The organism is Cellvibrio sp. (genome assembly GCF_046347455.1).
Taxonomy (GTDB): domain Bacteria; phylum Pseudomonadota; class Gammaproteobacteria; order Pseudomonadales; family Cellvibrionaceae; genus Cellvibrio.
The window spans coordinates 65,937-91,553 of the sequence record NZ_JAXMGC010000008.1; the positions used below are offsets into that span (position 1 = coordinate 65,937).

Annotated in this window: 19 protein-coding genes; 6 read left to right on the forward strand and 13 right to left on the reverse strand. The window is 49.4% G+C overall.

What is annotated here, in order from left to right:
* Nucleotides 1-98: 98 nt before the first annotated feature.
* From smpB to U1F02_RS14355, 3 genes are all read left to right on the forward strand, one after another.
* Nucleotides 99-584 (forward strand): SsrA-binding protein SmpB, encoded by a 486-nt coding sequence (gene smpB / locus U1F02_RS14345; protein ID WP_409991094.1) that lies wholly within the window; start codon nucleotides 99-101, stop codon nucleotides 582-584.
* An 87-nt stretch (nucleotides 585-671) separates the two neighbouring features.
* A complete protein-coding gene (gene cysE / locus U1F02_RS14350) occupies nucleotides 672-1,469 on the forward strand; it encodes a serine O-acetyltransferase (protein ID WP_409991095.1) in 798 nt (265 codons plus the stop codon).
* 113 nt (nucleotides 1,470-1,582) lie between these two features.
* Nucleotides 1,583-2,470 (forward strand): hypothetical protein, encoded by an 888-nt coding sequence (locus tag U1F02_RS14355; protein ID WP_409991096.1) that lies wholly within the window; start codon nucleotides 1,583-1,585, stop codon nucleotides 2,468-2,470.
* Nucleotides 2,471-2,579: 109 nt separating this feature from the next.
* Here U1F02_RS14355 and U1F02_RS14360 read toward each other — a convergent pair whose 3' ends face one another.
* The 11 genes from U1F02_RS14360 to U1F02_RS14410 form a co-directional block, all read right to left on the reverse strand.
* Nucleotides 2,580-6,701 (reverse strand): hypothetical protein, encoded by a 4,122-nt coding sequence (locus tag U1F02_RS14360; RefSeq protein WP_409991097.1) that lies wholly within the window; start codon nucleotides 6,699-6,701, stop codon nucleotides 2,580-2,582.
* A 201-nt stretch (nucleotides 6,702-6,902) separates the two neighbouring features.
* Nucleotides 6,903-9,125, reverse strand: a complete 2,223-nt coding sequence (uvrD, locus tag U1F02_RS14365; RefSeq protein WP_409991098.1) for a DNA helicase II — start codon at nucleotides 9,123-9,125, stop codon at nucleotides 6,903-6,905.
* A 130-nt stretch (nucleotides 9,126-9,255) separates the two neighbouring features.
* The gene (locus tag U1F02_RS14370; RefSeq protein WP_409991099.1) at nucleotides 9,256-10,497 is read right to left on the reverse strand and encodes a heme biosynthesis HemY N-terminal domain-containing protein; all 1,242 of its coding nucleotides are present in this window, start codon (nucleotides 10,495-10,497) and stop codon (nucleotides 9,256-9,258) included.
* Nucleotides 10,494-11,585 carry a uroporphyrinogen-III C-methyltransferase gene (locus U1F02_RS14375; RefSeq protein ID WP_409991100.1) on the reverse strand — a complete coding sequence of 364 codons (1,092 nt, stop codon included), beginning with the start codon at nucleotides 11,583-11,585 and terminating at the stop codon, nucleotides 10,494-10,496. Before U1F02_RS14375 ends, U1F02_RS14370 begins: the two co-directional genes overlap by 4 nt.
* Before the next feature lie 73 nt (nucleotides 11,586-11,658).
* Nucleotides 11,659-12,471: a uroporphyrinogen-III synthase gene (locus tag U1F02_RS14380; protein WP_409991101.1), complete on the reverse strand. Its 813-nt coding sequence runs from the start codon at nucleotides 12,469-12,471 to the stop codon at nucleotides 11,659-11,661.
* Between the two features lie 26 nt (nucleotides 12,472-12,497).
* Nucleotides 12,498-13,445: a hydroxymethylbilane synthase gene (gene hemC / locus U1F02_RS14385; RefSeq protein WP_409991102.1), complete on the reverse strand. Its 948-nt coding sequence runs from the start codon at nucleotides 13,443-13,445 to the stop codon at nucleotides 12,498-12,500.
* A gap of 168 nt (nucleotides 13,446-13,613) precedes the next feature.
* On the reverse strand, nucleotides 13,614-15,059 hold the full coding sequence (locus tag U1F02_RS14390; RefSeq protein WP_409991103.1) for a sodium:solute symporter family protein: 1,446 nt from the start codon (nucleotides 15,057-15,059) through the stop codon (nucleotides 13,614-13,616).
* 368 nt (nucleotides 15,060-15,427) lie between these two features.
* Nucleotides 15,428-15,733, reverse strand: coding sequence for a hypothetical protein (locus tag U1F02_RS14395; RefSeq protein ID WP_409991104.1), 306 nt, complete (start codon nucleotides 15,731-15,733; stop codon nucleotides 15,428-15,430).
* A 421-nt stretch (nucleotides 15,734-16,154) separates the two neighbouring features.
* A complete protein-coding gene (locus tag U1F02_RS14400) occupies nucleotides 16,155-16,493 on the reverse strand; it encodes a P-II family nitrogen regulator (RefSeq protein WP_189419813.1) in 339 nt (112 codons plus the stop codon).
* Nucleotides 16,494-16,759: 266 nt separating this feature from the next.
* Complete coding sequence (locus tag U1F02_RS14405) at nucleotides 16,760-18,295, reverse strand: ammonium transporter (RefSeq protein ID WP_409991105.1); 1,536 nt, start codon at nucleotides 18,293-18,295, stop codon at nucleotides 16,760-16,762.
* A gap of 63 nt (nucleotides 18,296-18,358) precedes the next feature.
* Nucleotides 18,359-18,697 carry a P-II family nitrogen regulator gene (locus U1F02_RS14410; protein ID WP_409991106.1) on the reverse strand — a complete coding sequence of 113 codons (339 nt, stop codon included), beginning with the start codon at nucleotides 18,695-18,697 and terminating at the stop codon, nucleotides 18,359-18,361.
* A gap of 470 nt (nucleotides 18,698-19,167) precedes the next feature.
* Here U1F02_RS14410 and U1F02_RS14415 point away from each other — a divergent pair, with 470 nt between their 5' ends.
* Together U1F02_RS14415 and U1F02_RS14420 are read left to right on the forward strand one after the other, a co-directional pair.
* The gene (locus U1F02_RS14415) at nucleotides 19,168-19,413 is read left to right on the forward strand and encodes an accessory factor UbiK family protein (RefSeq protein WP_409991107.1); all 246 of its coding nucleotides are present in this window, start codon (nucleotides 19,168-19,170) and stop codon (nucleotides 19,411-19,413) included.
* A gap of 98 nt (nucleotides 19,414-19,511) precedes the next feature.
* Complete coding sequence (locus U1F02_RS14420) at nucleotides 19,512-21,005, forward strand: YifB family Mg chelatase-like AAA ATPase (protein WP_409991108.1); 1,494 nt, start codon at nucleotides 19,512-19,514, stop codon at nucleotides 21,003-21,005.
* On the opposite strand, the gene U1F02_RS14425 is transcribed toward U1F02_RS14420, so the two are convergent.
* A complete protein-coding gene (locus U1F02_RS14425) occupies nucleotides 20,965-22,716 on the reverse strand; it encodes a putative bifunctional diguanylate cyclase/phosphodiesterase (RefSeq protein WP_409991109.1) in 1,752 nt (583 codons plus the stop codon). The genes U1F02_RS14420 and U1F02_RS14425 overlap by 41 nt on opposite strands.
* Nucleotides 22,717-22,968: 252 nt before the next feature.
* Between U1F02_RS14425 and rep the strand changes: the two genes are divergently transcribed.
* Nucleotides 22,969-24,987 (forward strand): DNA helicase Rep, encoded by a 2,019-nt coding sequence (gene rep, locus U1F02_RS14430; RefSeq protein WP_409991110.1) that lies wholly within the window; start codon nucleotides 22,969-22,971, stop codon nucleotides 24,985-24,987.
* Nucleotides 24,988-25,049: 62 nt separating this feature from the next.
* On the opposite strand, the gene U1F02_RS14435 is transcribed toward rep, so the two are convergent.
* A complete protein-coding gene (locus U1F02_RS14435) occupies nucleotides 25,050-25,535 on the reverse strand; it encodes a c-type cytochrome (RefSeq protein ID WP_409991111.1) in 486 nt (161 codons plus the stop codon).
* Nucleotides 25,536-25,617 lie beyond the last annotated feature (82 nt).

Below are 25,617 nucleotides of genomic sequence, written 5' to 3' on the forward strand. Positions count from 1 at the left end.
ACCTTGACTCAACTCATGAGCAAGGCGATTGCTACGCATAGGCGAGGCGCTCACCCTTTGAACGTAGAGCGCCTGTTAATAGGAGTCTCACCGACCTTATGGCTAAAAAGAATTCGCAAAAAAACAGCGGCACCACGATTGCCCTGAACAAAAAAGCCAAATTTGAATTTCACCTAAGCGACCGCTATGAGGCGGGCGTGGCTTTGCTGGGCTGGGAAGTCAAAAGTATTCGTGCCGGTAAATTACAGCTAACCGATAGCTATGTATTCTTCAAAAATGACGAAGCTTGGCTTTTGGGCACACAAATCCAACCCATTAAAAGCGTATCTACCCACCACGTGGTAGACCCTATGCGCACCCGTAAGTTGCTGCTCAACCGGCGCGAAATCACCAAGCTGCAAGAAGCGTCGCAACAAAAAGGTTACACCGTTGTGGCCACCGCTATGTACTGGAAGGACTACCTGGTGAAGTGCGAAATTGCCCTCGCCAAAGGTAAGCAAGAACACGATAAACGCGAAACCGAAAAAGAACGGGATTGGGCACGTGACAAGCAACGGTTGTTTCAGAAAGGTAACCGGGATTAACCCGGTGACACTCAACACTTGCCAGCGCATTAGCCAAGCCCAATAATCTTCTTATCTTTCGGTCATTGATCCGCCGAGGTCACCCCCATGAACGCCACTGCACCCGCGCTTCCACTGGACACCCTGTGGGAATCCATTCGCAGCCAAACGCGCAAGCAAGCCGAGCAGGAGCCTGTGTTGGCGAGTTTTTTGTACGCCACCATTCTGAATCACGATACCTTGGAAGCTGCCCTGAGTTTCCACCTCGCCAATAAGCTGGATACCCCAGCACTACCCGCCATGCTGGTGCGCGAAGTGATTGAACAAGCACTCGCTGCGGACCCGGGGATCAGCCTTGCCGTGCGCGCGGATTTAATGGCCGTAAGCGAGCGCGATTCCGCCTGCTGCTCACTGGTCACGCCTTTCCTGTTTTTTAAAGGCTTTCATGCGCTTCAGTCGTACCGCATTGCCCACTGGTTGTGGACGCAAGACCGGAACTCGCTCGCCCTGTTTTTGCAAAACCGTATTTCCAGCGTATTTGCGGTAGACATCCATCCGGCCGCCAAAATCGGTAAGGGCATTATGTTCGACCACGCCACAGGCATTGTGATTGGTGAAACCGCGGTGGTGGAAGATAACGTCTCCATTATGCAATCCGTCACCTTGGGCGGAACGGGCAAGGAGCATGGCGATCGCCATCCTAAAGTGCGCAGCGGCGTGCTGATTAGTGCCGGAGCCAAGGTATTAGGCAATATTGAAATTGGCGAATGCGCAAAAATCGGCGCAGGTAGCGTCGTCTTAAAAGACGTGGCCCCACGTACGACTGTGGCGGGTGTTCCTGCCCGTGAAGTGGGCGCTAGCCCCTGCGTGCAACCGGCCAGAGACATGGATCATCACATCAATTAATGCCTCTTGGCTCTCAGAATAGTTATTTTAAACGCTAATTTTGGTTAACCCGCTGGACGCACAGGGGTATTTGCCACATGATCGGTGAATACCTCTAATAAAAATCCGAAGCTATGCTCCGACTTCTTTCAGGTCTTACACTTTTCTTTAGCCTCCTATTTGGGTTCTCGGCAGCATTTGCTGAGGAGCCCGTACTCATTGCCGTTAACGAAGATATTCCCGCCGACTACCGCCGATTTCTAAACGGCCGCAATCCACTGGACGTTCAAACCTTTGACACTGACGGTGCCCGTCGCGATATCGTTGAACTCACTCTTTTGATGCAAGCCCTTCATTTGGGGGGATTCCACAAACCCATTGAATTACGGGTTGAGCCAAGCTATTTACGCTTATTGCGCGGCGTTGCCGATGGCCGGTTTGTCAGTTCCGGTGCACTAATGTGGAAAAACGACATAGATCTGCTGCGCGCAAACCTACATATCAGCCAACCTTTAGTGAAGGATGGCGAATTTATCGTGGGAATTTACACGCCGCAAAAAAACATTGAGCGCTTTAATCGGCTTTCCATCGCACAAATCAAAAGCCTGAAGGTGGTCACCAACTCCCAGTGGAAGAGTGATGTAGACACCCTGCAGAATCTGGGTTTTAACAACATTACCTACTCACCCAACTGGGTGAACATAACCCGCATGCTCGGTGCTGACCGCGCTGATATCACTCTCGCCCCCTTCCAAACCACCGACCACATGACGATTACCGTGGGAGATGTAGTCCTCTACCCGATTCGCGGCATCAAAGTCGCTATTTCAGGTTCAAGACACTGGCCAGTTAGCCGTAAGCATCCCGATGGAGAAGCCTTCTATCAAGCCTTGGAAAGCGGACTTTCCCAGCTTGAATCCAAAGGAACCATCGCCCGCGCCTACCGCGAATGTGGTTTCTTTCATCCAGATGTTGTTCACTGGACGCTGATAAAGCCAGACAGCAAACCATCCAGCAAATAAAAAAGCCCGCCGAAGCGGGCAGTAGTGCTACGAGGGAGTGAAACAAAAGCAAGTGAAACAAACAGGCGATAGCGCGGTTTGTACCGCGCTAAGGGCTAAGGGCTAAGGGCTAAGGAACATAAAAGACCTTAAAGTCAGCGACTTGCAAATCCAAAGTTATCTTGCCACCCGTGACAGGCAGATTCTGCAAGGTCACACGATCTTGCACGCTCGTTACCGACCCCATGCGCGTAGCGCCAAGATTGATCTGTACGCCAGTTTTAGCCGTCATATCCGTGTTAAACACCGCGACAAACTTACCGGCGGACGTCACCATATCGCGTACGATCACCCCGCTGGTTGAGCTGGCTGCAGCAACCTTCAAACTCGGCTGAGCAGGCCACGCGAGGTAAGCCGCATTAAAGCGTCGCAAATCCTGTGGTGCTCCTGTGTTAAATGAGTTGCTAGATAGGTAGCCAATCCAGTAGGGATCAGCGTTGGCGACCCCCTTCACTTCCGCCAGCATGGTGTAAGGCGTGCTGCGCTCAACATCGCTAACAAAATAGCCGAAATGCCCGCTCATTGGCCAATTTTTGAAGGAGCCATTGGCGCTATCGTTGGTGAAATTGCCAGTTCCATCGTCTTCGTTGAGCGGGAAGTGATGCACCAGTGCCATACCCTTCTGGGTGCTAAATTTCTGCAAGAGCGCAGGGTCTGCAACCGTGTATTGGCGACCATAAGGCATGGTCATAAGCACACCTTCGCCATTCTGGTAGTTCACCGGGTCTGCCGGTGGCGTACCGTGTGCCATTTCGTCGTAGGAACCCGTGCCGGCAAATTGCGCATCTGTCGGCAAGTTCATGGCTGATAAGGTGGTTTCATAGCGCTTGTCGCTAAGCCAGGTGAGGTAGCTGATCGGGCTGTAACGATACTGCCAACGGCTATCACCATTGATGATAGACCAGGAATTGGTATCGTCAGTCACCACGCGTGTATCGCCATAGTTGGGCGCTGGAATCGGCAAGCCTTCTTCGTGGTAACTGGTGAAAAGTACATCGGCATTGGCCACACCATTGTTACCGGCTTTACCCGCGCGGAGATAATCGCGAATGGCGGTGAGATAGGCTTTGCGTTTGCCGTTCCACCACACGTAGTAATCTGCACGCAGACTGCTGCTTGCGCGCAGATCGGCTTTGGTAGGTGTAACCACATTGCGGTCGGCTGCGTAGCGGGCGCGGGTTGCATCGCTGAAGCTGATCGGCCAGGAGCCAACCCGAGTGCGGAACCACACACCAGCAAAACTGGCAGTGTCTTTTAAATCCAACACGTTGGCAGCCACGAGTTTTTTCACATCTACCAAGGCATTAGGATCGCTGACATCCACACAGGCTGTTTCAGCCCATGAGTAAGGTGTGTAGCGCTTTTCCACACGGGTTAAGGGTTCGCAATTTTTCTGCGAGCCATAACTCGGCATAAAGCATTTGGCCTGGGTTTGCCCCCAAGGCTTTTTGCATTGGTAAGCCGAATCCAGAAGGTTGGAAGCGCAGAAACTGTTGCCGGCCGTATCTTCGCTTGGGCAGCTGGTGGTACTGAATTGGCCATCGCCCATAGCGCCGTAATACTCAAAGTAAGGCATGACTTCGAGGCCATAGGTCGCCGCTTTCTGAACCATCTCCGGCCAGAAGGCCACGCGCGCAGAGTAGTACCACTGGCTGCCACCATAGTTGCTGGTGTTGAAGCCTTGGTTGTGACCAAACTCCAGCAAATCTTTGGTGAACACATTGAAACCCAACACCTTGGAGAGCTTCATTTTGTATTCCAACCAAGTGTTGGTGGTCGTGCCCGGGCTGGTACCCGTGGCGGGGTTACAGACGCCCGCATTGGCGTAGGTCGCGGAAGTAGGATCTGTATTCACCACGCTATCGCCACGCTGACAAAGCGCGGTGCTGTCGTTCATTTCCTCACGCCAGAAGGTGCGCCTGTGCGGCAAATTACCCGGTGGATAGTTAATCGCAAGCGTCGCACTGGCGGTATCGTTAACAGCGTAGAGCCGCACTTGCCCCATAACCGCACCTTCGTTCGTTGGGTTGCCATAGGGGTTAAATTGACCCACCGCCACCCAAAAACCATCCGCAGGCCCGTAGGGGCGTTTGGTATCCACCTCGTTGCGCACCGCCGCTAAAGGTTGGAAACGATCGTGCAAAGTGAAATAGAACCTGTAGGTTTTCCATTGGTTGGTGAGTGGATAAGCCATAGATTCCGGATTGGGATAAGCATACTGTTCGCGGTTATCGCCAAGCTCTTTACCCGTCGCGACTGTGCGCACCAAGTCCGCCCCGCGATTTAAAAACACCATATGGCGTGCTGCATCGTCCGGGTAATCAAACTCCAATACGTAGGCTTTGCCTGCCACCAATCCTTTGTTTTTGCCCACCAAAAATGCCGCGTAACTCGCCTTCATACTGCCCGCGGTGTTTTGTGGTGTAAGCATTAAAGCTTGGCGACCCAAAATTGTCGGCGTGGTAAAAGCGCCTGCGGGTTCCATTTGGGTTTCGCGGGTGCCCGGTGACACGGGGTCAAAGCTATCCACTAAGGTCAGCGTGCCAAACTCGGGGTCAATTTTGGTTGAGCCGATACTGGATGAAACGCTTGATGCAACACTGGAAGACGAGCTGATAACGACGACACTACTGGAAGAACTGCTCGAGGACGACGAGCTACTGGAGCTGACGACAAGGGAAGATGAACTCACGGAAGACGAACTTTTTGAGCTCGAACTGCTGGAAGCGACCACCGCGGACTTGGTGTATTGCAGCATCCAATCGTAGACGCTCATGCTGTAACGATCCCGCCCCGTAACCACTGCGCTCGTCATGCCCGACAAGTTATAGGTTTGCGTCCAACCATCGTGTCCCACACCGGTATAAACCGTAAGCTTGGGGGCTACAGGCGCGGGGCAAGCTTTCAGGCCGTCATAGGGCGCAGTGGCATGGCTAAAGACTTGCGCGGTGCCATCATTTTCACCGAAGAATAACCAGGTAGGGACGCTCTTCCACATGCAAGGCGCGGGGCTGCCGGAGAAGCTGTAGAGCGTATCAATAGGCACTGCCGCTGCAATATCACCGCCGCTGTAGGCTTCCAAGTACGCAAAAAATGGCCCGCCACCACCGGAAATACCGGTGAGGTAAATGCGATTGGGGTCGATTTTGTAGTTGGCTTTGGCGAACTGGATGAACTTATCCAGATCCGCTGCCGTGCGGGTTTGCCAGTTCATTTGGGGGGCGAGCACCACAAACCGTTTGGCCGGGTCCCAAGTTCCCTGGGCAACCTGTTTGGGCAAGCCATCATCGTCAATCAATTGAATATCAGTCGCGCTCCCCGTTCCAGCCTGACCATTCCCGTTGAGGAAGATAATCACGGGCCAATTGGACTGGTTGGCGTAATTTGCGGGAACATATTCTGAATAGCCCAAGCTCGCACAATTGCTGCCTTTAGCAATCAACTTTTGCGTATTCGGGGTCGGCGTCGTAATGGCGGGTGAGCATTTGTAAGGACTTACCACGGAACTCGAGCTTGAACTTAACGCGCTGCTCGATACAGAACTACTTGAAACTGAAGTACTTGAAACTGAAGTACTTGAAACTGAAGTACTTGAAACTGAGATACTTGAGACGGCGCTACTGGTGGAACTATTGGATGACGATGAGCTACTGGAGCTAAGAGCAAGAGACGATGAGCTTGAACTCAATTGGCTGCTGCTTGAACTGACCGTAACCGAAGACGAACTCGACGAAGCTTGAGAACTTGAGCTTGGCGAACTGCTAGACACAGCGCTGTTTGAGGAAGTGCTGCCTAAGGAACTCGTCGATAGGGAAGAACTCGTTTGACTGCTTTTGCTTAGGGAAGAATTCGAACTCAAACTGGAAACAGAACTTTGCAAAACTACTGCTGAGCTTTGCTGGCTGCTCTGCTGAACAGAGCTTGCAGAGCTGGTCTCTATCGAACTGGCGAGGCTGCTCAAAGAACTCGCAGCGGAAGACACTGAATCAATAGAGGATGCGGAACGCTTCGAGCTTGATGCTTGCACACTCAAAGCCGAACTTGAACTGATTACCGCCATGCTACTGGACGCTGTGGAATCTGGCGAAAATGAAGCGTTGGGACCACCAGCACCGCCACCACAGGCGCTTAGCAAAGTGCCGGACACAATAAACACGCCCAACTTAATGGGTGATAAAAAACGAGGTTGCATTTGTCTCTCCTTTGCCTCGTGATTACCCGTGCGATAGCACTAGGTCCCAAGGCATATTGTTGTGAGTAGACAAGCTAGCTAAAGCCACCAAAACCGTCGTTTGAACTTCCGCAATACTTAAACCTGAACCTCAGGATGTGAACTATCTCAAAAAAAAGCCCCGCTACTTTGGCGGGGCTTTGAGTGTTTTTAAGGGTGGCATTACAGCGCTTCTAATTTGGCGTATTGCATCACCAATCGCTTGGAGCCGACGTCGCTGAAATTCACTTGGATAACGGCGTTATCACCAGTTCCTTCAAAATGCAAAATCACACCTTCACCAAAAATGGCGTGTTTTACGCGCTGACCTAAACGGAAGCCGGTGCCTTCGCCGGTGTCGTACATGGGCTGGCGATTAGAGGCTTGAGTGAGGGGGCGATTGAACGACACCGGGCGCGTTACCGCCGCTTTTAAACGGACTTCTTGAATGGATTCGGACGGAATTTCTTTCACAAAACGTGACACCTGATTAAATGTTTCGCTGCCGTATAAGCGACGGGTTTCAGCATAGGAGATGTAAAGTTTTTGCATAGCGCGAGTAATACCCACGTAGCAGAGGCGACGTTCTTCTTCCAAACGGTCCGGGTCATCAGCAGACATCTTATGCGGGAACAAACCTTCTTCCACACCCGCCAAAAATACCAGCGGAAACTCCAAACCCTTGGCCGAGTGCAAGGTCATCAATTGCACGGCATCTTCAAACTCGTCAGCCTGGGTTTCGCCCGCGTCGAGCGCGGCTGTATCCAAAAACTGCTGCAGAACGCTGAGCTCTTCGTTTTCTTCGTCGGCATCGAAGGCGCGGCAAGCGGTTATCAATTCTTGCAAGTTTTCGCCACGCGCCTGACCTTTTTCGCCTTTTTCACTTTGGTGGAACACGAGCAAGCCGGTGTCGTCCAGCACCTTTTGGGCGATTTGGTCGAGGCTGAGCACATCGCCGTGGATATCGATTTCACTGGCTTCCTGCGCCAACTTGTCCACCAAACTCAGAAAGCTTTGGACTGCGTTGCCCGCACGCGCAGCAAATACGCGTTTTTCTAACATTTGCTCCGCTGCGTGCCACAAGGAACAACCTTGCTCACGCGCAAAGGCGCGGATGTCGTCCACGGTTTTACCGCCAATGCCGCGCGTAGGCGTGTTAATGACGCGCTCAAAGCCGGTATCATCGTGGCGGTTGGCGATCAGGCGCATGTAAGCAACAGCGTTTTTAATTTCGAGGCGATCATAGAAACGCTGACCACCGTAGATTCGGTAAGCGATGCCTTCTCGCAAAAGCGCCTCTTCCAATACCCGCGACTGGGCGTTGGATCTATACAAAATCGCGCAGGAATTATTGGGGTTGCCTTTGCGAACCCAATCCTGAATACGCTCAACAATAAAGCGCGCTTCGTCTTGCTCGTTGTAGGCGGCGTAAAGCGAAATAGGTTCGCCTTTGTCATCTTCCGTCCACAAATTCTTACCCAAGCGCCCGGAGTTGTTGGCGATAACGCCGTTAGCCGCCATCAAAATATTGCCCGTCGAACGGTAATTTTGTTCAAGGCGAATGGTTTGGGTGTGGCTGAAATCGGTCGTAAAACGCTGGATATTTTCAATCTTTGCGCCGCGCCAGCCGTAAATGGATTGGTCGTCATCACCCACCGCTGTCACGCAGGATTCTTTACCCGCGAGCATACGCAGCCAGGCGTATTGCACGCTGTTGGTGTCCTGAAATTCGTCCACCAAAATAAAGGGGAAACGGTTGCGGTAATGCTCAAGAATATGCGGCTTGTTCAACCAGAGCTCGTGGGCGCGTAGCAATATCTCGGCAAAATCGACGGTGCCGGTGCGCTCACAGTCAGCTTCATAGGCGCGATAAATCTGCAACATGGTGCGAATAAACGGATCGCCCGTTTCCTGAATATGCTGCGGGCGCAAACCTTCGTCCTTCTGCGCATTGATATACCACTGCGCTTGCTTCGGCGGCCATTTGTCTTCGTCAATATTCAGGTTTTGGCTCACGCGTTTGATCATGCGCAGCTGATCATCGCTATCCAGAATCTGGAAATTCTGCGGTAGTCCGGCATCTTGCCAATGGGCTTTTAGGATGCGGTGCGCAATACCATGGAAAGTGCCCACCCACATGGCGCGGGTGTTTACATGGGTGTGATTTTCGGAGAAGAGTTCATCCAAGCGCGCGCGCATTTCACGCGCCGCTTTGTTGGTAAAGGTCACCGCCATTATCGAATAAGGCGACAGCTGCTCCACTTGTATCAACCAGGCAATGCGATGCACGAGTACACGCGTCTTCCCACTACCCGCTCCCGCAAGAATGAGTTGATTACACGCGGGCGCCGAAACCGCTTCGCGCTGGGCATCGTTCAGCCCTTGGAGGAGATGTGAGAGTTCCATGGTATTTACACGAGAAGAATGAGATAGCGGGATTTTACTGGCTAAATGTACATATTGCTATGCGTGGGGGAATTTGCGGGACAATCTTCGGAGTTACATCCCACGCAACAAGGATGTAACTCTTATCCAACTAGTAAGACTTGCTCGGTTGCGGTAAATCCGGCAACGAAGGAACAGTGAGTTGCAAAGCGGCTTGGTAAACCTCAGTGCTTTTTTGCACGTCACCCAAACTATTTAACAAGCGCGCCAATTCAGCATAGGTTTCGGCATTTTTTTGCACAACCAGGCTGCGCTGGAAATAATCGCGCGCCAAACCCCAGAGTTGATTGCGTAAATTCAAACGACCTAATGCGCGTAGGAGATAAGGATTTTGCGGATAGTATTTCAGCCAGCTTTCTGCGGTGCTAATTGCACCAGCGACGTCGACGACACGCAGAATGCCGTAGAGATCAATCAAAGCATCATCCCAAGTTTTCGATAAGGTTTTGCGCAATACAACTTCAGCTTCGTGATCTTGCAAGTTGTGAATCAAGGCTTGCGCATAAGCGCCAACGACACGTGGGTTGCGCTGCAAAAAGCTGGGCACCTTGCCCCAGGCTTTACGCAATTCATAAACACGTTCAGAAATAGCTAAGCGCTCCGCTGAATCACTCGCTTGTTTTAATTGGCCGATTGCAATCAGCGACTCCATTGCAAAGGTATCTGCGACAGAACATACCTTGTATTTTTTAACAAGAGGCGCAAGTTCGCTCAATGCCAACCAGTCATTGCGTAACTCATACAATTCACGCAAGCAATTTATTACCAGCGGATTTTTGGGAGCACGTTGCTGTAGGCCTAGCAAAATAATTTTTGCCTGCTCATAACGGCCATCACGAATTTCCATTTTGGCTTGAGCGACGCCAATAGGCACAGCGAAAGTCGTGTATTTCTTTTGCGCTTCTTGCAAGATTTTTACCGCTTCTTCGTGATCACCCATTTCATAACTGGCGCGCGCAGCCGCCAAGTAATTCACCAAAGGCGATTCTACTTTGGTGGCGGTACGCAATAATTTTTTGCGCGCATGAACCCAATCGCCAGATAGAAAATCAATCATGCCACTCGCAGCACGCTTGCTCGCACGCTCGGTAGTGCCAAACACAAAAAAGTCGGTGAGACGTTGTGCGATTGACCAGCTGACGTGAATAAAACGCGTTGCCAACCACCAGATTACCGCAATGGCTAAAACAGCAAAGCAGGCAAACCACAAACTGGTTTCAACGGTTTTTTGTCCGAGGATAACGAGCACATAGCCCGCATCAGGCAAAATTACCCCAAAACCCCAGAGCGCTAAAAAAATTAAAGCAATAAAGAGGACAATCAGTTTTTTCATTGACTGCCTCCGTGACGGCTAAATGCCAAGCGATCTTTTTGACGCAAATATTCTTTAACGAGTGCAGCTGCGCCAGAAAAATCTGGCAGCGGTTGCTGCACGTTATTTTTCTTAAGCTGCTCCAAATCATTCAATACGATTTGTGCTTGGTCGTTGAGCGGATAGTAATCGCGAATCCAATTCTGAGCTTTGTCTAAACTGGCTTGATAAACATGTTGTTCTTCGCGCAACAAACCAATTTGTGCTTGCTCTAACATCAAGCGCAAATTTTGTTTTAAGTACATTTGATCTTCAGGCGGAAGAATTGCATCCACACGACGACCTTGGTCGCGAACACGTACATAAGCACTTAATTTATGCCACACGCGCTTACCCATATTTTTCACGCTTTGCAACATGCTGGTGTTAGCGGATTCTTCACCTTGCTCCATAGCAGCAAGCGCTTCTTCATCTTCTTCAACCAGAGGTTCAATAAGGGGAATAGCTTCAATTTGTTGCGTGAGCGCTAACAATTGCAAATAAATACCTTCGCGGTCTACTTTACTCGCAAGTTTTAATGCTTCGATTTCTTCACTCAGTTTTTTGCGCGCAGGAAACAAATCCGCATTTTGCATTTCTGCCAAAACGCTATTGGCAGATTGCGCAAGCGCCAATGAATTGGTGGCCTCGTGCTCCATCAATATGCGTTGGTTTGCCATGCGCAACAGGAAATCAACCTCAGCCAACTTCCAATCGTCATGACTCATGTTGGTGAGAGCAAGAACCTTGGAGGAGGTACTATCCAAACGCTGGGTTAGTTCGGTGACATCGCCTTGCACTTGTTTATTTTGAGCTGCCAAATCTTCAGCAACTTTGCTTTCCAGCGCTTTGCGTTTTAATTCAAAAGACTGGTTCTGCTCGCGCATGTCGCTAGTTAGTTTTTTGATAGCTTGATGCTGGTACCACATGAGCACACCAACAGCCACTACCAACATTAACAACACCAACATAATCCATTGGCCAATGCGCGATTTCGCAGGTTTCATTTTGACTTGAGTTGAAATTGATCGCGTTTCATCAGCTGGTGCCGAAGTATTCAGGTCACTCACAGTTGTATACCTTTTTTAACGTGCGTTTAAAAATATCGATTATTCATTTTTTACAGATGGGATTAGAGGCGTGTTAAACCAGCGCATATTCCCGTTTTATATCGAGTAATCCTTGCAGCATGCTGGCTTCCGTTGCATTTTGCGCGGCAGCCACTTTGGAAAACCCAGCCGCTTTTGCCAGCTCCAGAATGCGTTGGCTTGGCACCAGCACATGCATCTTTAGCATGATTTGCTCAGGCGAAACCGTCATCTGGCGAACAATCTTTTGTAAATTTTCCAGCGCTTCTCCGCTATGTATTACCACTACTAGATTGGCGATATTTTGTGATAGTAACTGAGTAAATTCCGCAGCAGACTCGCTGGGTAAAACGCGCTCGTAAAGCTCGCAATAATCTACCTGAGCACCGCGCTCGCTCAGTACCTCACCTATATGTGGCCGGCCGCCAAGGCCGCGAAAAATTAAAATCTTTTCGCCCGCAACAGATTGCAAAGCTGGCGATTGGAGCAAAGTTTCACTCGTCATGGCGCCTGTTTGCGACTGCGCCAAATCGGTTACCTTAAATCCACGTTCTTGCAACTGCTTGGCCGTGGTTTCCCCCACAGCAAAAAATTCTATTCCGTAAGGAATTTGCGGCCAGTAATTTTCCAACCAATCTACACCATGTTCCACCGCATTTTGGCTAACAAATATGGCTTTGCGATAAAGATCAAAATCCAGAATGCGATTTTTAATGGCTTGCACTTGCGATTCGTCGCTCACCGGCACAATTTCCAAAAGAGAAATGATGCTGGTGGTCGCTCCCTGCGCACGCAAACGTTCAGCCCAAGGTTCAGCTTGAGCGCGAGGTCGTGTGACAAGGATATGTAATCCGGTTAATTCACCCATGCGTTAAACCGTAGAATTTCACGGGGCTAATTGGCGACGCCCGTGGCGTAAACCTCGGCGAGAATTTTGTCTGCGCCAGCAGCGAGCAAACGATCTGCCAATGCAATTCCCATAGCTTCACCGTCGGTTGCCTTGCCGCGAATTTCATCGCTGAGCATTTGCTTGCCGTCTGGTGAGCCGACTAACCCACGCAGCCATAAGCCTTCATCGGTGTGAACGGCATAACACGCAATGGGCACCTGACAGCCGCCCTGCAAACGTCTGTTCATAGCGCGTTCGGCAATCACTTGTTGTGCGGTTAATTCATGGTGTAAGGGGGACAATAACTCCTGAGTTGCATCGTCATCCATACGGCATTCAATACCAACCGCACCTTGCCCACCTGCTGGGAGGGAAAATTCCACGCTAATATACGAACGAATCCGCTCGCTCAGTTCAAGTCGAATCAGCCCCGCAGCGGCGAGGATAATTGCATCGTATTCGCCGTCATCCAGTTTTTGTAAACGGGTTTGCACGTTGCCGCGCAGGAACTTTACGGTTAAATCCGGGCGTGCGGCCAAAAGTTGGCACTGGCGGCGCAAACTTGAGGTACCCACAACGCTACCGGTGGGAAGCTCATCAAAGTTGTTGTATCGATTGGAGACAAAGGCATCGCGCGCGTCTTCACGTGGGCAAATCACACACAAGCCCAAACCTTCGGGGAATTCCATGGGAACATCTTTCATGGAGTGCACCGCTATGTCGGCCTGGCCATCCAATAACGCCTGCTCCAACTCCTTCACAAACAAGCCCTTACCACCCACTTTGGCGAGTGGCACATCCAAAATTTTGTCGCCGCGACTGGTTAGCGGCACCAATTCAATACTCAAGTCGGGGTGATGCTTAAGAAGTTCTGCCTTTACATATTCGGCTTGCCACAGGGCGAGCAGGCTTTTACGGGTGGCGATGCGCAGGCGGGCGGGTGAGGCGGACATAATAAACTTCGCTAACAACAGAATTGTGGCGAATCATACCAGAGCGGAGATCAGCAACCAATGAGGCCGCAGAGCCACCTTGCTGATGAAATAAAAACTGGATGAGCCTCAAAAAAAAACGCCAGGACTCAGCCTGGCGTTTTAAGATCGACATATCTCTCAAGAGATCTAGGCTTGCCCAGCCAATTTGTAATGCTGACCATGGCGATTGACAATAATTTGCTTCATCAAAGACCCCACCAACATCCCCACCAAAGCGGCGACCAAACCCGCCAACTGCGCTGGAAATACTTCGCCATAACCGGCCACCATAACACCTATCCAGAAAATCAACCCAAGCGCGATGGAGAAGATGGCACCTTGGGTGGTAGCGCGCTTCCAATACAAACCAAATACGAGCGGAACAAAGGCCGCCACTAAAGTAACTTGATAAGCGCTGGATACCATTTCATAAATGGACGTACCTTCTAAGGCAATTGCGTAAGTACACACCGCAACACTGAACAGTAATACAGCAATGCGCATAGTAAGCAGTTCTTCTTTATCGCTAATACGCGGAACAAATTGTCGCCAAATGTTTTCGACAAACGTCACCGAAGGCGCGAGCAAAGTTGCAGATGCAGTTGACTTGAGAGCAGATAAAAGCGCTCCAAAAAATACGACTTGCATTACAAACGGCATGTGCTCCAATACCAATGTTGGAATAACTTTTTGTGGATCTTCCGAAATTAATTCTTGCGCTTTTTCAGGCATGATAATTAAAGCACTGGTCACCAAAAACATAGGGACAAACGCAAATAAGATATAACTAACACCACCGATGATCGGTCCGCGAGTCGCCGCTTTTTGGTCTTTCGCTGACATCACACGCTGGAATACATCTTGTTGCGGAATTGAACCAAACATCATGGTAATGGCAGCTGCCACAAAGAACATAACATCGCTTGCGTTTGGTTCTGGCAAGAAGCGGAATAAATCTTTGCTTTGCGCAAGCTCAATCACTTTGCCCGCACCGCCTGCCAAATCTGCTGCCACAAATGCAATGATCGATAAGCCCACAACCAAAATAATCATTTGCACAAAATCGGTAACTGCTACTGACCACATACCACCAAATAAAGTGTAAGCAAGAATAGATACCGTTCCAATTACCATACCGAGCGATACACTAATTGCGCCCGCTGATAACAAATTAAATACCAAGCCCAAGGCAGTTACTTGTGCAGATACCCAGCCGAGGTAACTCAAAATAATGGCGATGGAGCAAACAATTTCCACCGTGCGGCCGTAACGTTCGCGGTAATAATCACTGATGGTGAGCAGCGTCATTTTGTAGAGCTTGGCAGCAAAGAATAATCCCACCAAAATCAAACAAGTGCCCGCACCAAAGGGATCTTCAACAATACCGTTTAAACCTGACTCTACAAAACGCGCAGGAATCCCCAGCACCGTCTCCGAGCCAAACCAAGTTGCGAAAGTAGTGGTAACCACCATAATCAACGGCAAGTGACGACCCGCAATAGCGAAGTCCGCCGTATTTTTTACGCGCTTCGCAGCCCACAAACCTATAGCGATAGTGACCAGCAGATAAAGAAAAACCAAGCCTAGTAGCATGATGAAATCAAACCTCCGGAAATTAAATTTCGTGGATAAAGCGCTGCAACTTGACCGCTCTCCATCTCAAGGGCACGTCATCGCGAGTGCGAGACATTTGCGATACAACTATGAACGGGAGAAAAGCCTTCCTTCAGAACGAAGGGACAACGCGCTTATTATTGGACTTATTTGCAAAAAATTTACCAACGTGAACTCAGTTGGTGAAAAATTCCCAAGCGCTTAAGACGCGGCATTTTAAAGAGTTTTACCCGGCAAAATCCAGCATTGCGCCGAGAAATCAATCAACGGAAAAAAATAAGGGAATAAAAACAATTTGACCCCGAAAAGCGGGGTCAAATGCGGAGCGGTTGCTCTTTTAAATGTTCTTAAATGGGGCGACCGCCGTAATCAGGGCTTGGCTTTTTTGGTGGATCTGCGGTGACATTTGCAGGCACTTCGTTAATCTTGCCACCACGCGCTAAAAAGGCTGCAATTTGATCTTCCAATTCATCGCGAATCTTTTGACGTGATGCGATACTGAAATCTTCAAGCGCTTCTACCGCGGCCGCTTTACTACTTGCGGTGTAGCTCGCTTCATCACTGTCTAATGGCTCATCATCGGTATCTTCGGCTTCACCATCTTCAATGGGCTCTTCGATTTCGTCTTCTTCGTTAATGAGATCATCGCTCATACTTTCACCTGCATGTTCATTTTCACTAGTTACATCGACACGATTAGATCAGCCAAAGGACTTGAGCTTGGTGCCAACTCTTAATCCTGATCTTTTGCTCTAGTATATAGTCCAGACTTTGTAAAACGTCACGGATACCACAGTCAATTTTTAGTCTTTTTTTCTCTTTAGGTCAACCAGTGCAACGCTTAGCTCTGTCGCCCGCTGAACGCCGCATTTTACTGTTCCAATTGCCAAGCGCAATCACGCTCTTGTAAAACTTAAGCTAAAAAGCAAAATTAAAATAAAAATCTGTTTTTAATGACCTAATGGTGCTCGCTTTTTACACAGAACCACCCCAAAAACACACACTTTTGCGCCAACACGTAAATTGCAGGCAAAAAAAAGCGCACTACAAAGTGCGCGTTTTAGGTCTGCGATCTTAAATCGCTTCCGGGCCTGTTTCACCCGTGCGAATACGAATAATTTCTTCCAGCGGCGCGATGAAAATTTTACCGTCGCCAATCTTGCCAGTATGTGCAGCTTTGCTAATAGCTTCTACGGCTTGCTCAACCATTGAATCGTCTACCGCCAATTCCAATTTTACTTTTGGCAGAAAATCTACAACATATTCAGCGCCGCGGTATAACTCGGTGTGGCCTTTCTGACGCCCGAAGCCTTTTACCTCTGTCACGGTCATGCCAGTCACGCCAACTTCTGAAAGTGCCGTGCGGACATCATCTAATTTAAAAGGTTTAACAACAGCGGTTATTAGTTTCATTGTTTGTTCCTTTGTTTATGGTCTCATGAGTGTAGCGCTTTTTGTTAAAAGAACGCCCAAATTGTCTTCTTCAACTAATTCAAAAAAACCTAAGATACACCTTAGCTTTAGGAAAAGCACCTGTCCCTAACCTCACTAAGCAACGACAGGGATAATGTACCGTCTTTTTGAATCCTCTATTAATCGCAAATTACATCCTGAAGGGTTAAAAAAAGCCCCTTGGTTAAATCACAAGGAGCTTTTTTTCATACAGTCAACTCAAAGGATTATGAGTGGTAAGCACGCTCACCGTGCTCAGCAGTATCCAAACCTTCAGTCTCAACTTCTTCTGTCACACGCAGACCGATGATTACATCAACCAATTTGTAGGCGACAAAAGATACAAAACCAGACCAGATGACGGTGATTGCAACTGCTTTGGCTTGAATCCAAACTTGAGAAGCAATACCTGGTGATGCATTCCATGTACCTGCAACATAGTCAAATACGTCTGTACCACCAAGATCTGGGCTGTTGAACACACCAGTCAAGAGTGCACCCAGGATACCGCCGATACAGTGTACACCGAACACATCCAAGCTATCGTCGTAACCCAACATTGCTTTGAGCTTCAACACGGCGAGCATACAGACGAAACCACCGATCAAACCAATTACGATACTACCCATTGGACCCACCCAACCACAGGCTGGAGTGATGGCAACCAAACCGGCAACAGCACCAGAAGCAGCGCCTAACATGGTTGGTTTACCACGAATTGCCCATTCACCGAAGGCCCATGCCAATACAGCAGCGGCAGTTGCCAGGAAGGTGTTGATGAACACTTGAGCAGCAAATGCGTTAGCTTCGAGGTTAGAACCTACGTTAAAGCCGAACCAACCTACCCACAGTAATGCTGCACCGATCATAGTGAAAGGCACACTGTGCGGAGCAAGAGATTGAGTTCCGTAACCTTTACGCTTGCCTAACATCAAACAGCCTACCAAACCTGCAATACCAGCGTTGATGTGCACTACGGTACCACCCGCAAAGTCCAAGGCACCCATTGCAAACAAGTAACCAGCACCGGCAGTTGCAGCATCAGCAGCTTCTTTAGTGGTGTAAGCATCTGGACCCGCCCAGAACCAAACCATGTGCGCAATAGGCAAGTAGGCGAAGGTGAACCACAACACCATGAACACCAACACTGCGGAGAACTTCATACGCTCAGCGAAAGCACCTACGATCAAGCAAGGAGTTAGAGCGGCAAAAGTCATTTGGAATGCAGCGTAAAGGTACTCAGGAATGTAAACGCCTTTGCTGAATGTAGCCGCGGCCGTCAAATTACCAGCTGCGTCCAGCATCCCCTTCAGGAACAAGCGATCCAAACCACCGATAAAAGGGCTGCCGGAAGTAAACGCCAAAGAGTAGCCGTAGATTGCCCATAGAATCGCAATCAAGCAGAAGGTTACAAAAATTTGCATCGACAGTGACAATACGTTCTTCGCACGCACCATACCGCCGTAGAAAAGTGCCAAACCTGGAAGCACCATGAACAACACCAACAAGGTACTGGTCAGCATCCAAGCGATGTCACCCTTGTTAAACTCAGGTGCAGCAGCGGCAGGCGCAGCGGCTTCAGCCGGAGCTGCAGCAGCGTCAGCGGCCGGAGCGGCGGCTTCAGCAGCGGGAGCTGCAACTTCAGCGGCTGTACTGCTGGCGGATGCTGCATCTTGAGCGAATACGCTACCCGCCCCCAATACGAGGGCGAAAATGCCCAATATCACGACGAGCTTACGGCTCATTTCAACAATTTTATTCACGGGAATACTCCTAAGTGATTATCTGATACAGCGGGTTGCCCCGGTTTGCATCTGTTATTGGTTTTAAAGTGCTTCTTCGCCAGTCTCGCCGGTACGGATACGTACTACCTGCTCCAGACTCGACACAAAGATTTTCCCATCGCCAATTTTGCTGCTGTTGGCGGCTTTGGTAATTGCTTCAACCACGCGATCAACTTCAGCACTGGATACAGCAATTTCCACTTTGGTTTTTGGCAAAAAGTCCACCACATACTCTGCACCGCGGTAGAGTTCAGAATGTCCCTTCTGACGACCAAAACCCTTCACTTCTGTTACTGTCATCCCATGGACCCCAATCTCGGACAATGCTTCACGCACTGCATCGAGCTTGAACGGCTTAATGACTGCTGTTACTAACTTCATTCTTGTACTCCTCAAAAAATCCTGCACCCATAGGGCAGAAAGCACCGGAAATACCACTTTATTTAAAGATGGAATCCACAAAAGCCGCACCATCAAGCCCCGTCGGACTCAGTTTGGAATACGCCTTTATATTCAGAGACGGTTTTGCATATTGCAGGCCAATTGCAACTTACCCTTAAAATTCAATAACCTATACAACACCATAGCGCTTGTAGCCTATGTTCGATGATCTCTTTTTAAACAAATCGCACCAACTTAATGCATCACCCCGTGCGCACAGCACCAAATTGGTGTTAGCGAAAGATAAATGCGATATGGATCGCAATAGAACGAAGGTGATGTCACCTAAATCATCAGAATCAAGCCTTTATGAAGAGCTCAGATCGTGGACTTTGAAAACTCAGTGACGCTAACACCGATCAGCCGTTAAACTGCACCAAACTACGCCGATCCGCGCCGAGGAAATTCCCATGATTAGCCAACTAGCCCAGCGTTTAAGCCAAGAATTGCAAGATGCGATCCCCTTTATTAGCGGACTCATCCCAAAAAAAGAACTACAAATAGGCTTACAGGCGGCCTTATCCAAAATGAATCTAGTTACCCGAGAAGAATTTGATGCGCAAACCGCAGTACTCCAACGCACCCGCCAAAAATTGGAAGCCTTGGAGTTGCGCTGCGCCGAAATGGAGCAAAGCTTAAACAAATCGGCTGAATAAGCTGCTACTTTGCTTTCGCTAATCAAGTTGGTTATATTTCACCCCTGATTTAATAAACCTAAGTGGCTAGGAGCCGCTCACTCTGTAAAGGAATACGCATGTCACTCGCTATTGTCTTCACACGCGCAAAATTAGGCGTTAATGCACCGCTCGTCACCGTTGAAGTCCACCTTTCTGCCGGTTTACCAAGTCTTTCGATTGTCGGCTTGCCCGAAGCCGCAGTAAAAGAAAGTAAGGATCGTGTGCGCAGCGCCATCCTGAACAGCCACCTCGAATTTCCCGCGCGCCGGATCACGGTCAATCTAGCCCCCGCTGACTTACCAAAAGAAGGCGGCCGATTCGATTTGGCGATTGCTTTAGGCATTCTCGCCGCCTCGGGGCAGATTCCCGTTGCCGCCTTAAAACACTACGAATTTTTAGGCGAATTGGCGCTTTCCGGAGAGTTACGCTCTGTCAGCGGTGCCCTACCTGCAGCGCTTGCGTGTGCAGAGCAAAAACGTGAATTAATTATCGCCAATCAAAGTGCCAGCGAAGCCGCGCTGAGCACGAGCTCCCGCGTTTTCGGAGCGCAAAGTCTTTTGCAGGTTTGCGCGCATTTGCACGACCGTGAACACTTGTTCCAAGCACAGCCCGTAGAAGCTCTGGATTTAGAACACCTCACCGACATGCAGGATGTAAAAGGCCAAGCCCAAGCCAAACGCGCATTGGAAATTGCGGCGAGCGGTGGACACAACCTCCTATTTTTTGGCCCTCCAGGTACCGGAAAAACCATGCTCGCTAGCCGACTTCCTGCAATTTTGCCGCGCTTGAGCGAACGTGAAATGTTGGAAGTAGCTGCCGTCTATTCGGTTGCAGCGCAAAGTCATCATCAATCATGGCGCACCCGCCCTTTTCGAGCGCCGCACCACACCGCGTCGGCAATTGCATTGGTAGGTGGAGGAAGTAATCCCAAACCGGGGGAAATTTCGCTCGCGCATTGCGGTGTACTTTTCCTCGACGAGCTTCCCGAATTTCATCGACAAGTCTTGGAGGTATTGCGCGAACCTTTGGAGAGTGGCGAAGTAAGAATTTCGCGCGCAAAAACTCAAGCAACCTTTCCTGCACGTTTTCAGCTGATCGCAGCGATGAATCCGTGTCCGTGCGGCTATTACGGCAACAACGATGATCGCTGTCGCTGTACACTCGATCAAGTACGCCGTTACCGCGATCGAATTTCGGGCCCCATGTTAGATAGGATCGACATGCACGTTCCCGTTCGCGCACTCAAGCAAGGTGAATTGCATGGAAAAAGTGATGGTGAAAGTAGTACAGACATTCGAGTTCGCGTTGAAGAAAGTCGTGCACGCCAAATCGCTCGACAAGGAAAAGCGAATAATCTGTTAAGCGCACCTGAATTGGAAAAATATTGTGAATTAAAAGACGCGGACAAAGCTTTACTTGAACATGCGATTCATAGAATGGGTTTATCAACCCGCGCTTATCATCGCGTATTAAAAGTAGCGAGAACACTCGCCGACATGCAAAACAAATCGCATCCCGATACCGAAAATATCAGCGAAGCATTGAGCTATCGCACGCTTGATCGTCAATAAATGAAGATTCGGCATCATCGGTCTGGTAGCGCTCGAGCGTAGCGCAAACATCTTCCAGCGATTGCGGTGGAGCGAAATAAAAACCTTGCATTTGATTGCAGCCAGTCTCTTGCAGCCAACGTTTTTGCTCCACCGTTTCGACGCCTTCTGCAACAACAATTTTGCCAAGATTGTGCGCGAGATTAATCATAGCGGCCACCAAGCGACGATCACTGGAATTACGCTGCAGCTCCGTCATCAGACGCGATGCCAGTTTCACGGAGCTAATGGGTAAGCGTTGCAAATGCAAGAAAGAAGAACTGCCAGTACCAAAATTATCTAGCGCGAAATTAATACCGAAAAATGCCAACGGGCGCATACACAAACTCACCAAATCGATATTTTCCATAAAAGAAGATTCGGTGAGTTCAAATTCAACATCTCCCGCTTGGATATCAAAATCTTCAAAAATACTCGCAATTTCCTGCACCAAACGCTCATCCTTAAATTGGCGCATGGAAATATTTATGGACATGGTGATGGTGTTGCCAAAGCGCGCATGAATCACTTTTAAATCATTGCACGCTTGGCGAATAGCCCAATAACCGATGGCGGTAATTAAACCTGTATCTTCCGCTGCGGCGATAAAATCACTGGCATTGAGCAAACCTAAATCAGGACTATCCCAACGCAGTAAAGATTCCACTGCGACGACTTTTTGCGTTTCAACATCCACACGCGGCTGGTATTGCAAAAAAAATTGATTTTTCTTTAACGCCTTGCGCAAGTTGGCTTCCATACGCAATTGGCGGCGAACATTTTTGTTCATCGCATCGGTAAAGAAACAAAAACTGCTGCCATCTTCTTGCTTAGCTTTGTACATCGCCATGTCAGCATTTTTTAAAAGACTGTCTGCATCGCGCCCAGCTTGCGGATAAATCGCAATCCCAATACTGCAACCGACCACAACTTCATAACCGTTAATTTCTGCGGGTTCCGACAAGAGCGCAATAATTTTTTCCGCAATGTGCGCAACGTCGGTGTGATTATCAATATGCGATAACAGCAAGGTAAATTCATCACCACCCATACGCGCAACGGAATCGCTGCGGCGCATGCACGCGCTTAAACGCTCAGCGCAAATGCGGATGATGGCATCGCCCGCATCGTGACCAAAATTATCATTAACTTGTTTGAAGCCATTAAGATCAATAAACAACAACGCGAAGGATGTTTTATCGCGATTCGCCAAATGAATTAAATGTTCCAAGCGATCACGAAATAAAATGCGGTTGGGAATGTCGGTGAGCTGATCGTAATGTGCAAGGCGAGCCAAATACATTTCGGTTTGTTTGCGCTCAATGGCGTAGCGCAAGGTGCGTTCAAGCAACTGATGATCGATTTGGCCTTTAATGAGGTAATCTGAAGCGCCTGTGCGAATCACATCGCGGTCAACTTCAATCTCCATTTCATCCGTCATAATGACGATAGGTGTTTTATTGGCTTGCACTTTTACGCTATTGAGCAGATCACGCGCACTCAAATCACCCCAATAAAAGTCCAGCAACACAACATCATATTCACCCGATAGAATTTTTGAGGCAGCCGTGTCCAGCTGGTCACACCAAACCAGTTCATAGTTGACGTTGCGCACGTGCGACAAAATATCTGCAATCAGCAAATACTCGCCGTGTTCACGGTCAATAAATAAAATTTTGATGGTTCTTTCCATAAACTGGCTGACTATAACCTCAGTGGCTTAGCAACCTGACGGCAGGTTGAAGCTTATTCTCGGGTGTTTTATAGGGTTATTGCCAAAGACTCTACACGCTGCCTCGACGATAATAAATAACATTCCGTTACATATAACAAATCAAGAGGATGTCGTTATTTTTAAAAGTATAGATTATTAAAAACGAACAATTGCATCGATTACCTTCGTTGTTACAATAGCCTCCCTCTCGCGCATCTGACAGCTACAAACGTGACTCAATTAAACGCCCGCCAACAAGAAGCCGTACTTTATATCGACGGCCCATGCCTCGTATTGGCTGGTGCGGGAAGCGGTAAAACCAGTGTAATTACCCGCAAGATTGCCTACCTCATTCAAAAATGTGAAATCCCCGCGCGCCATATAGCGGCGCTGACCTTTACTAACAAGGCCGCCCGCGAGATGAAAGAGCGTGTAAGCAATCTGGTACGCGGTAGCGCGGCCAAAGGCCTAACCGTTTCGACTTTCCACAATTTGGGGCTGAATATCATTCGCCGGGAGTACAAAAGCCTGGGATTTAAGCCCGGCTTTTCGATCTTTGACGCCGAGGATGCTCGCTCCTTGCTCAAGGAATTGATGCTGAAAGATGGCGATCTCGATAGTGATCATCTGAATCTGGTGCAAAACCAAATCTCAAATTGGAAGAACGATCTCATCACCCCCAAACGCGCACTGGAACTGGCGCAAAGCCCCGGCGAGCAAACCATCGCCTTGGTTTACCAGCAATACAACCAAGCCTTACGCGCTTACAACGCCGTGGACTTTGATGATCTCATCCTGATTCCCGTGGACTTGTTTCGGCAGCACGCTGAAATTCTTTCACGCTGGCAGAAAAAAATCCGTTATTTATTGGTGGACGAGTATCAGGACACCAACTCAAGCCAATACCTTTTGGTTCAGTTGTTAGTGGGCAATCGCGGCGCACTCACTGTGGTAGGCGACGATGATCAGTCTATTTATGCATGGCGCGGCGCGCGGCCAGAAAACATGGCACAACTCAAAGTTGATTACCCCCAACTGCGCGTGATTAAGCTCGAGCAAAACTACCGTTCAACGAGCCGCATTTTGCGCGTCGCCAACCATTTGATCGCCAATAACCCGCACGAGTTTGATAAAGCGCTCTGGAGTGAAATGGGGTTAGGCGACCCAATCCGCGTGGTGCGTTGTGCAAACGAAGACGCCGAAGCCGAACGCGTCGCTACAGAAATCCTTACCCAGCGCTTGCGCAAACAGAATAAATTCCGCGATTACGCCGTACTCTACCGCGGCAACCACCAGTCGCGCTTGCTGGAAATGAAGCTTCAACAGCACCAGATCCCGTACAAAATCAGCGGCGGCTCGTCTTTTTTCGCCAAGACCGAAATTAAAGACATCATGGCCTATCTGCGTTTGCTGGTGAACCCTGACGATGACAACGCCTTCTTGCGCATCGTCAACACACCTCGCCGCCAAATAGGCACAAGCACCTTGGAAGCTCTGGGCAGCTACGCCAGCCAACGCCACATCAGCTTATTTGCTGCGCTAGATGAAGTGGGGTTGCAGAGCCATATCCCCGAAAAGAACCTAGAACGCTTACTACGCTTTTCCCATTGGATGAAGCAAGTGGCAATCAACTGCACAACCCGCGACCCCATCGGCGGCGTGCGCGAGATGATTGACGATATTGATTACGTCGGCTGGATGCATCAGAACTCCCCCAGCAGCAAGGCGGCAGAAAAGCGCATAGAAAACGTGTTTTACCTTGTGGAATCACTGCAGAAAAGTTTGGATAAAACAGTGGACGAGGATGAAGATGACGAAAAACGCATCCAAGACGCGATTGCCAAACTTGTACTGCGGGATTTACTCGAGCGCCAAGAGGAGGAAGACGAGAGCGACCAAGTTCAGCTTATGACGTTGCATGCCTCTAAAGGGCTGGAATTTCCGCACGTGTTTATGGTGGGCATGGAGGAAGATCTGCTGCCTCATCGCAATAGCATCGACGACAACAATATAGAAGAAGAACGCCGCTTAACCTACGTAGGCATCACCCGCGCCCAAAAAACCCTAACCATGACACTTGCCGGCAAACGCAAACAGTTTGGCGAATTCAGCGAAACCACCCCGAGCCGATTCTTGGATGAGCTGCCAAAGGAAGATGTTGAATACGAGGGCTTCGGCGAAAGCAGCGTGGAAAAAAACACAGCTCAGGGCAAGGAAACTATATCCAGCCTGTTAAACCTTTTCGATTAACCTCATTCGAGCCATAAAAAAAGCCAGCGCATGGCTGGCTCCTTTCTACGAACGGAGGAAGGTTATTTGCTTCCGTCCACCATATATTTAACAGCACCTTTGATTTCATCATCGGTACAGGCCGCACAAGTACCTTTTGGTGGCATACTGTTGAAACCACCAATCGCGTGGGTATAAAGTGTATCCAGCCCCTTGGCCACACGTGGCCCCCAGTCACCTGCATTCCCAAACTTTGGCGCACCTAAAACACCGGTGCCATGGCAGTTAGTACATACACTTGAGTACAAGTCTTTACCCGATTTCGGCCCAGCGGATGCGGGAGCAGCTGGCGCGGCAGCACACGGCTCGCCAGACATACAAACCTTACCTACGGGTGCAATACGCTCTTTAACCGTATCGACGGCTTTGCTCTCGCTGTAGGCAACTCCAGATGCAGCCACCAAGCCGGCAACCATCAACATTCCTAACAATTTCTTCATTGGGATCACGGTTTTTTCCTCATCGATATCTTTACGCGACTGAAGCGCATTTGTAATTGCTGCTGACATCCAGCGGCTCCCAGCCATTATAGCGAAAAGCCTCGTTTATTGCTTACCCCTGTTTCGAGCTTAATTGCAGTCTAGCAGGGCT

What these genes read in the sequence shown, in the direction of transcription:
- smpB (WP_409991094.1), top strand. Translation starts at nt 99, where the DNA reads ATGGCTAAAAAGAATTCGCAAAAAAACAGCGGCACCACGATTGCCCTG.
- cysE (WP_409991095.1), top strand. Translation starts at nt 672, where the DNA reads ATGAACGCCACTGCACCCGCGCTTCCACTGGACACCCTGTGGGAATCC.
- U1F02_RS14355 (WP_409991096.1), top strand. Translation starts at nt 1,583, where the DNA reads ATGCTCCGACTTCTTTCAGGTCTTACACTTTTCTTTAGCCTCCTATTT.
- U1F02_RS14360 (WP_409991097.1), bottom strand. Translation starts at nt 6,701, where the DNA reads ATGCAACCTCGTTTTTTATCACCCATTAAGTTGGGCGTGTTTATTGTG.
- uvrD (WP_409991098.1), bottom strand. Translation starts at nt 9,125, where the DNA reads ATGGAACTCTCACATCTCCTCCAAGGGCTGAACGATGCCCAGCGCGAA.
- U1F02_RS14370 (WP_409991099.1), bottom strand. Translation starts at nt 10,497, where the DNA reads ATGAAAAAACTGATTGTCCTCTTTATTGCTTTAATTTTTTTAGCGCTC.
- U1F02_RS14380 (WP_409991101.1), bottom strand. Translation starts at nt 12,471, where the DNA reads ATGGGTGAATTAACCGGATTACATATCCTTGTCACACGACCTCGCGCT.
- hemC (WP_409991102.1), bottom strand. Translation starts at nt 13,445, where the DNA reads ATGTCCGCCTCACCCGCCCGCCTGCGCATCGCCACCCGTAAAAGCCTG.
- U1F02_RS14390 (WP_409991103.1), bottom strand. Translation starts at nt 15,059, where the DNA reads ATGCTACTAGGCTTGGTTTTTCTTTATCTGCTGGTCACTATCGCTATA.
- U1F02_RS14395 (WP_409991104.1), bottom strand. Translation starts at nt 15,733, where the DNA reads ATGAGCGATGATCTCATTAACGAAGAAGACGAAATCGAAGAGCCCATT.
- U1F02_RS14400 (WP_189419813.1), bottom strand. Translation starts at nt 16,493, where the DNA reads ATGAAACTAATAACCGCTGTTGTTAAACCTTTTAAATTAGATGATGTC.
- U1F02_RS14410 (WP_409991106.1), bottom strand. Translation starts at nt 18,697, where the DNA reads ATGAAGTTAGTAACAGCAGTCATTAAGCCGTTCAAGCTCGATGCAGTG.
- U1F02_RS14415 (WP_409991107.1), top strand. Translation starts at nt 19,168, where the DNA reads ATGATTAGCCAACTAGCCCAGCGTTTAAGCCAAGAATTGCAAGATGCG.
- U1F02_RS14420 (WP_409991108.1), top strand. Translation starts at nt 19,512, where the DNA reads ATGTCACTCGCTATTGTCTTCACACGCGCAAAATTAGGCGTTAATGCA.
- U1F02_RS14425 (WP_409991109.1), bottom strand. Translation starts at nt 22,716, where the DNA reads ATGGAAAGAACCATCAAAATTTTATTTATTGACCGTGAACACGGCGAG.
- U1F02_RS14435 (WP_409991111.1), bottom strand. Translation starts at nt 25,535, where the DNA reads ATGTCAGCAGCAATTACAAATGCGCTTCAGTCGCGTAAAGATATCGAT.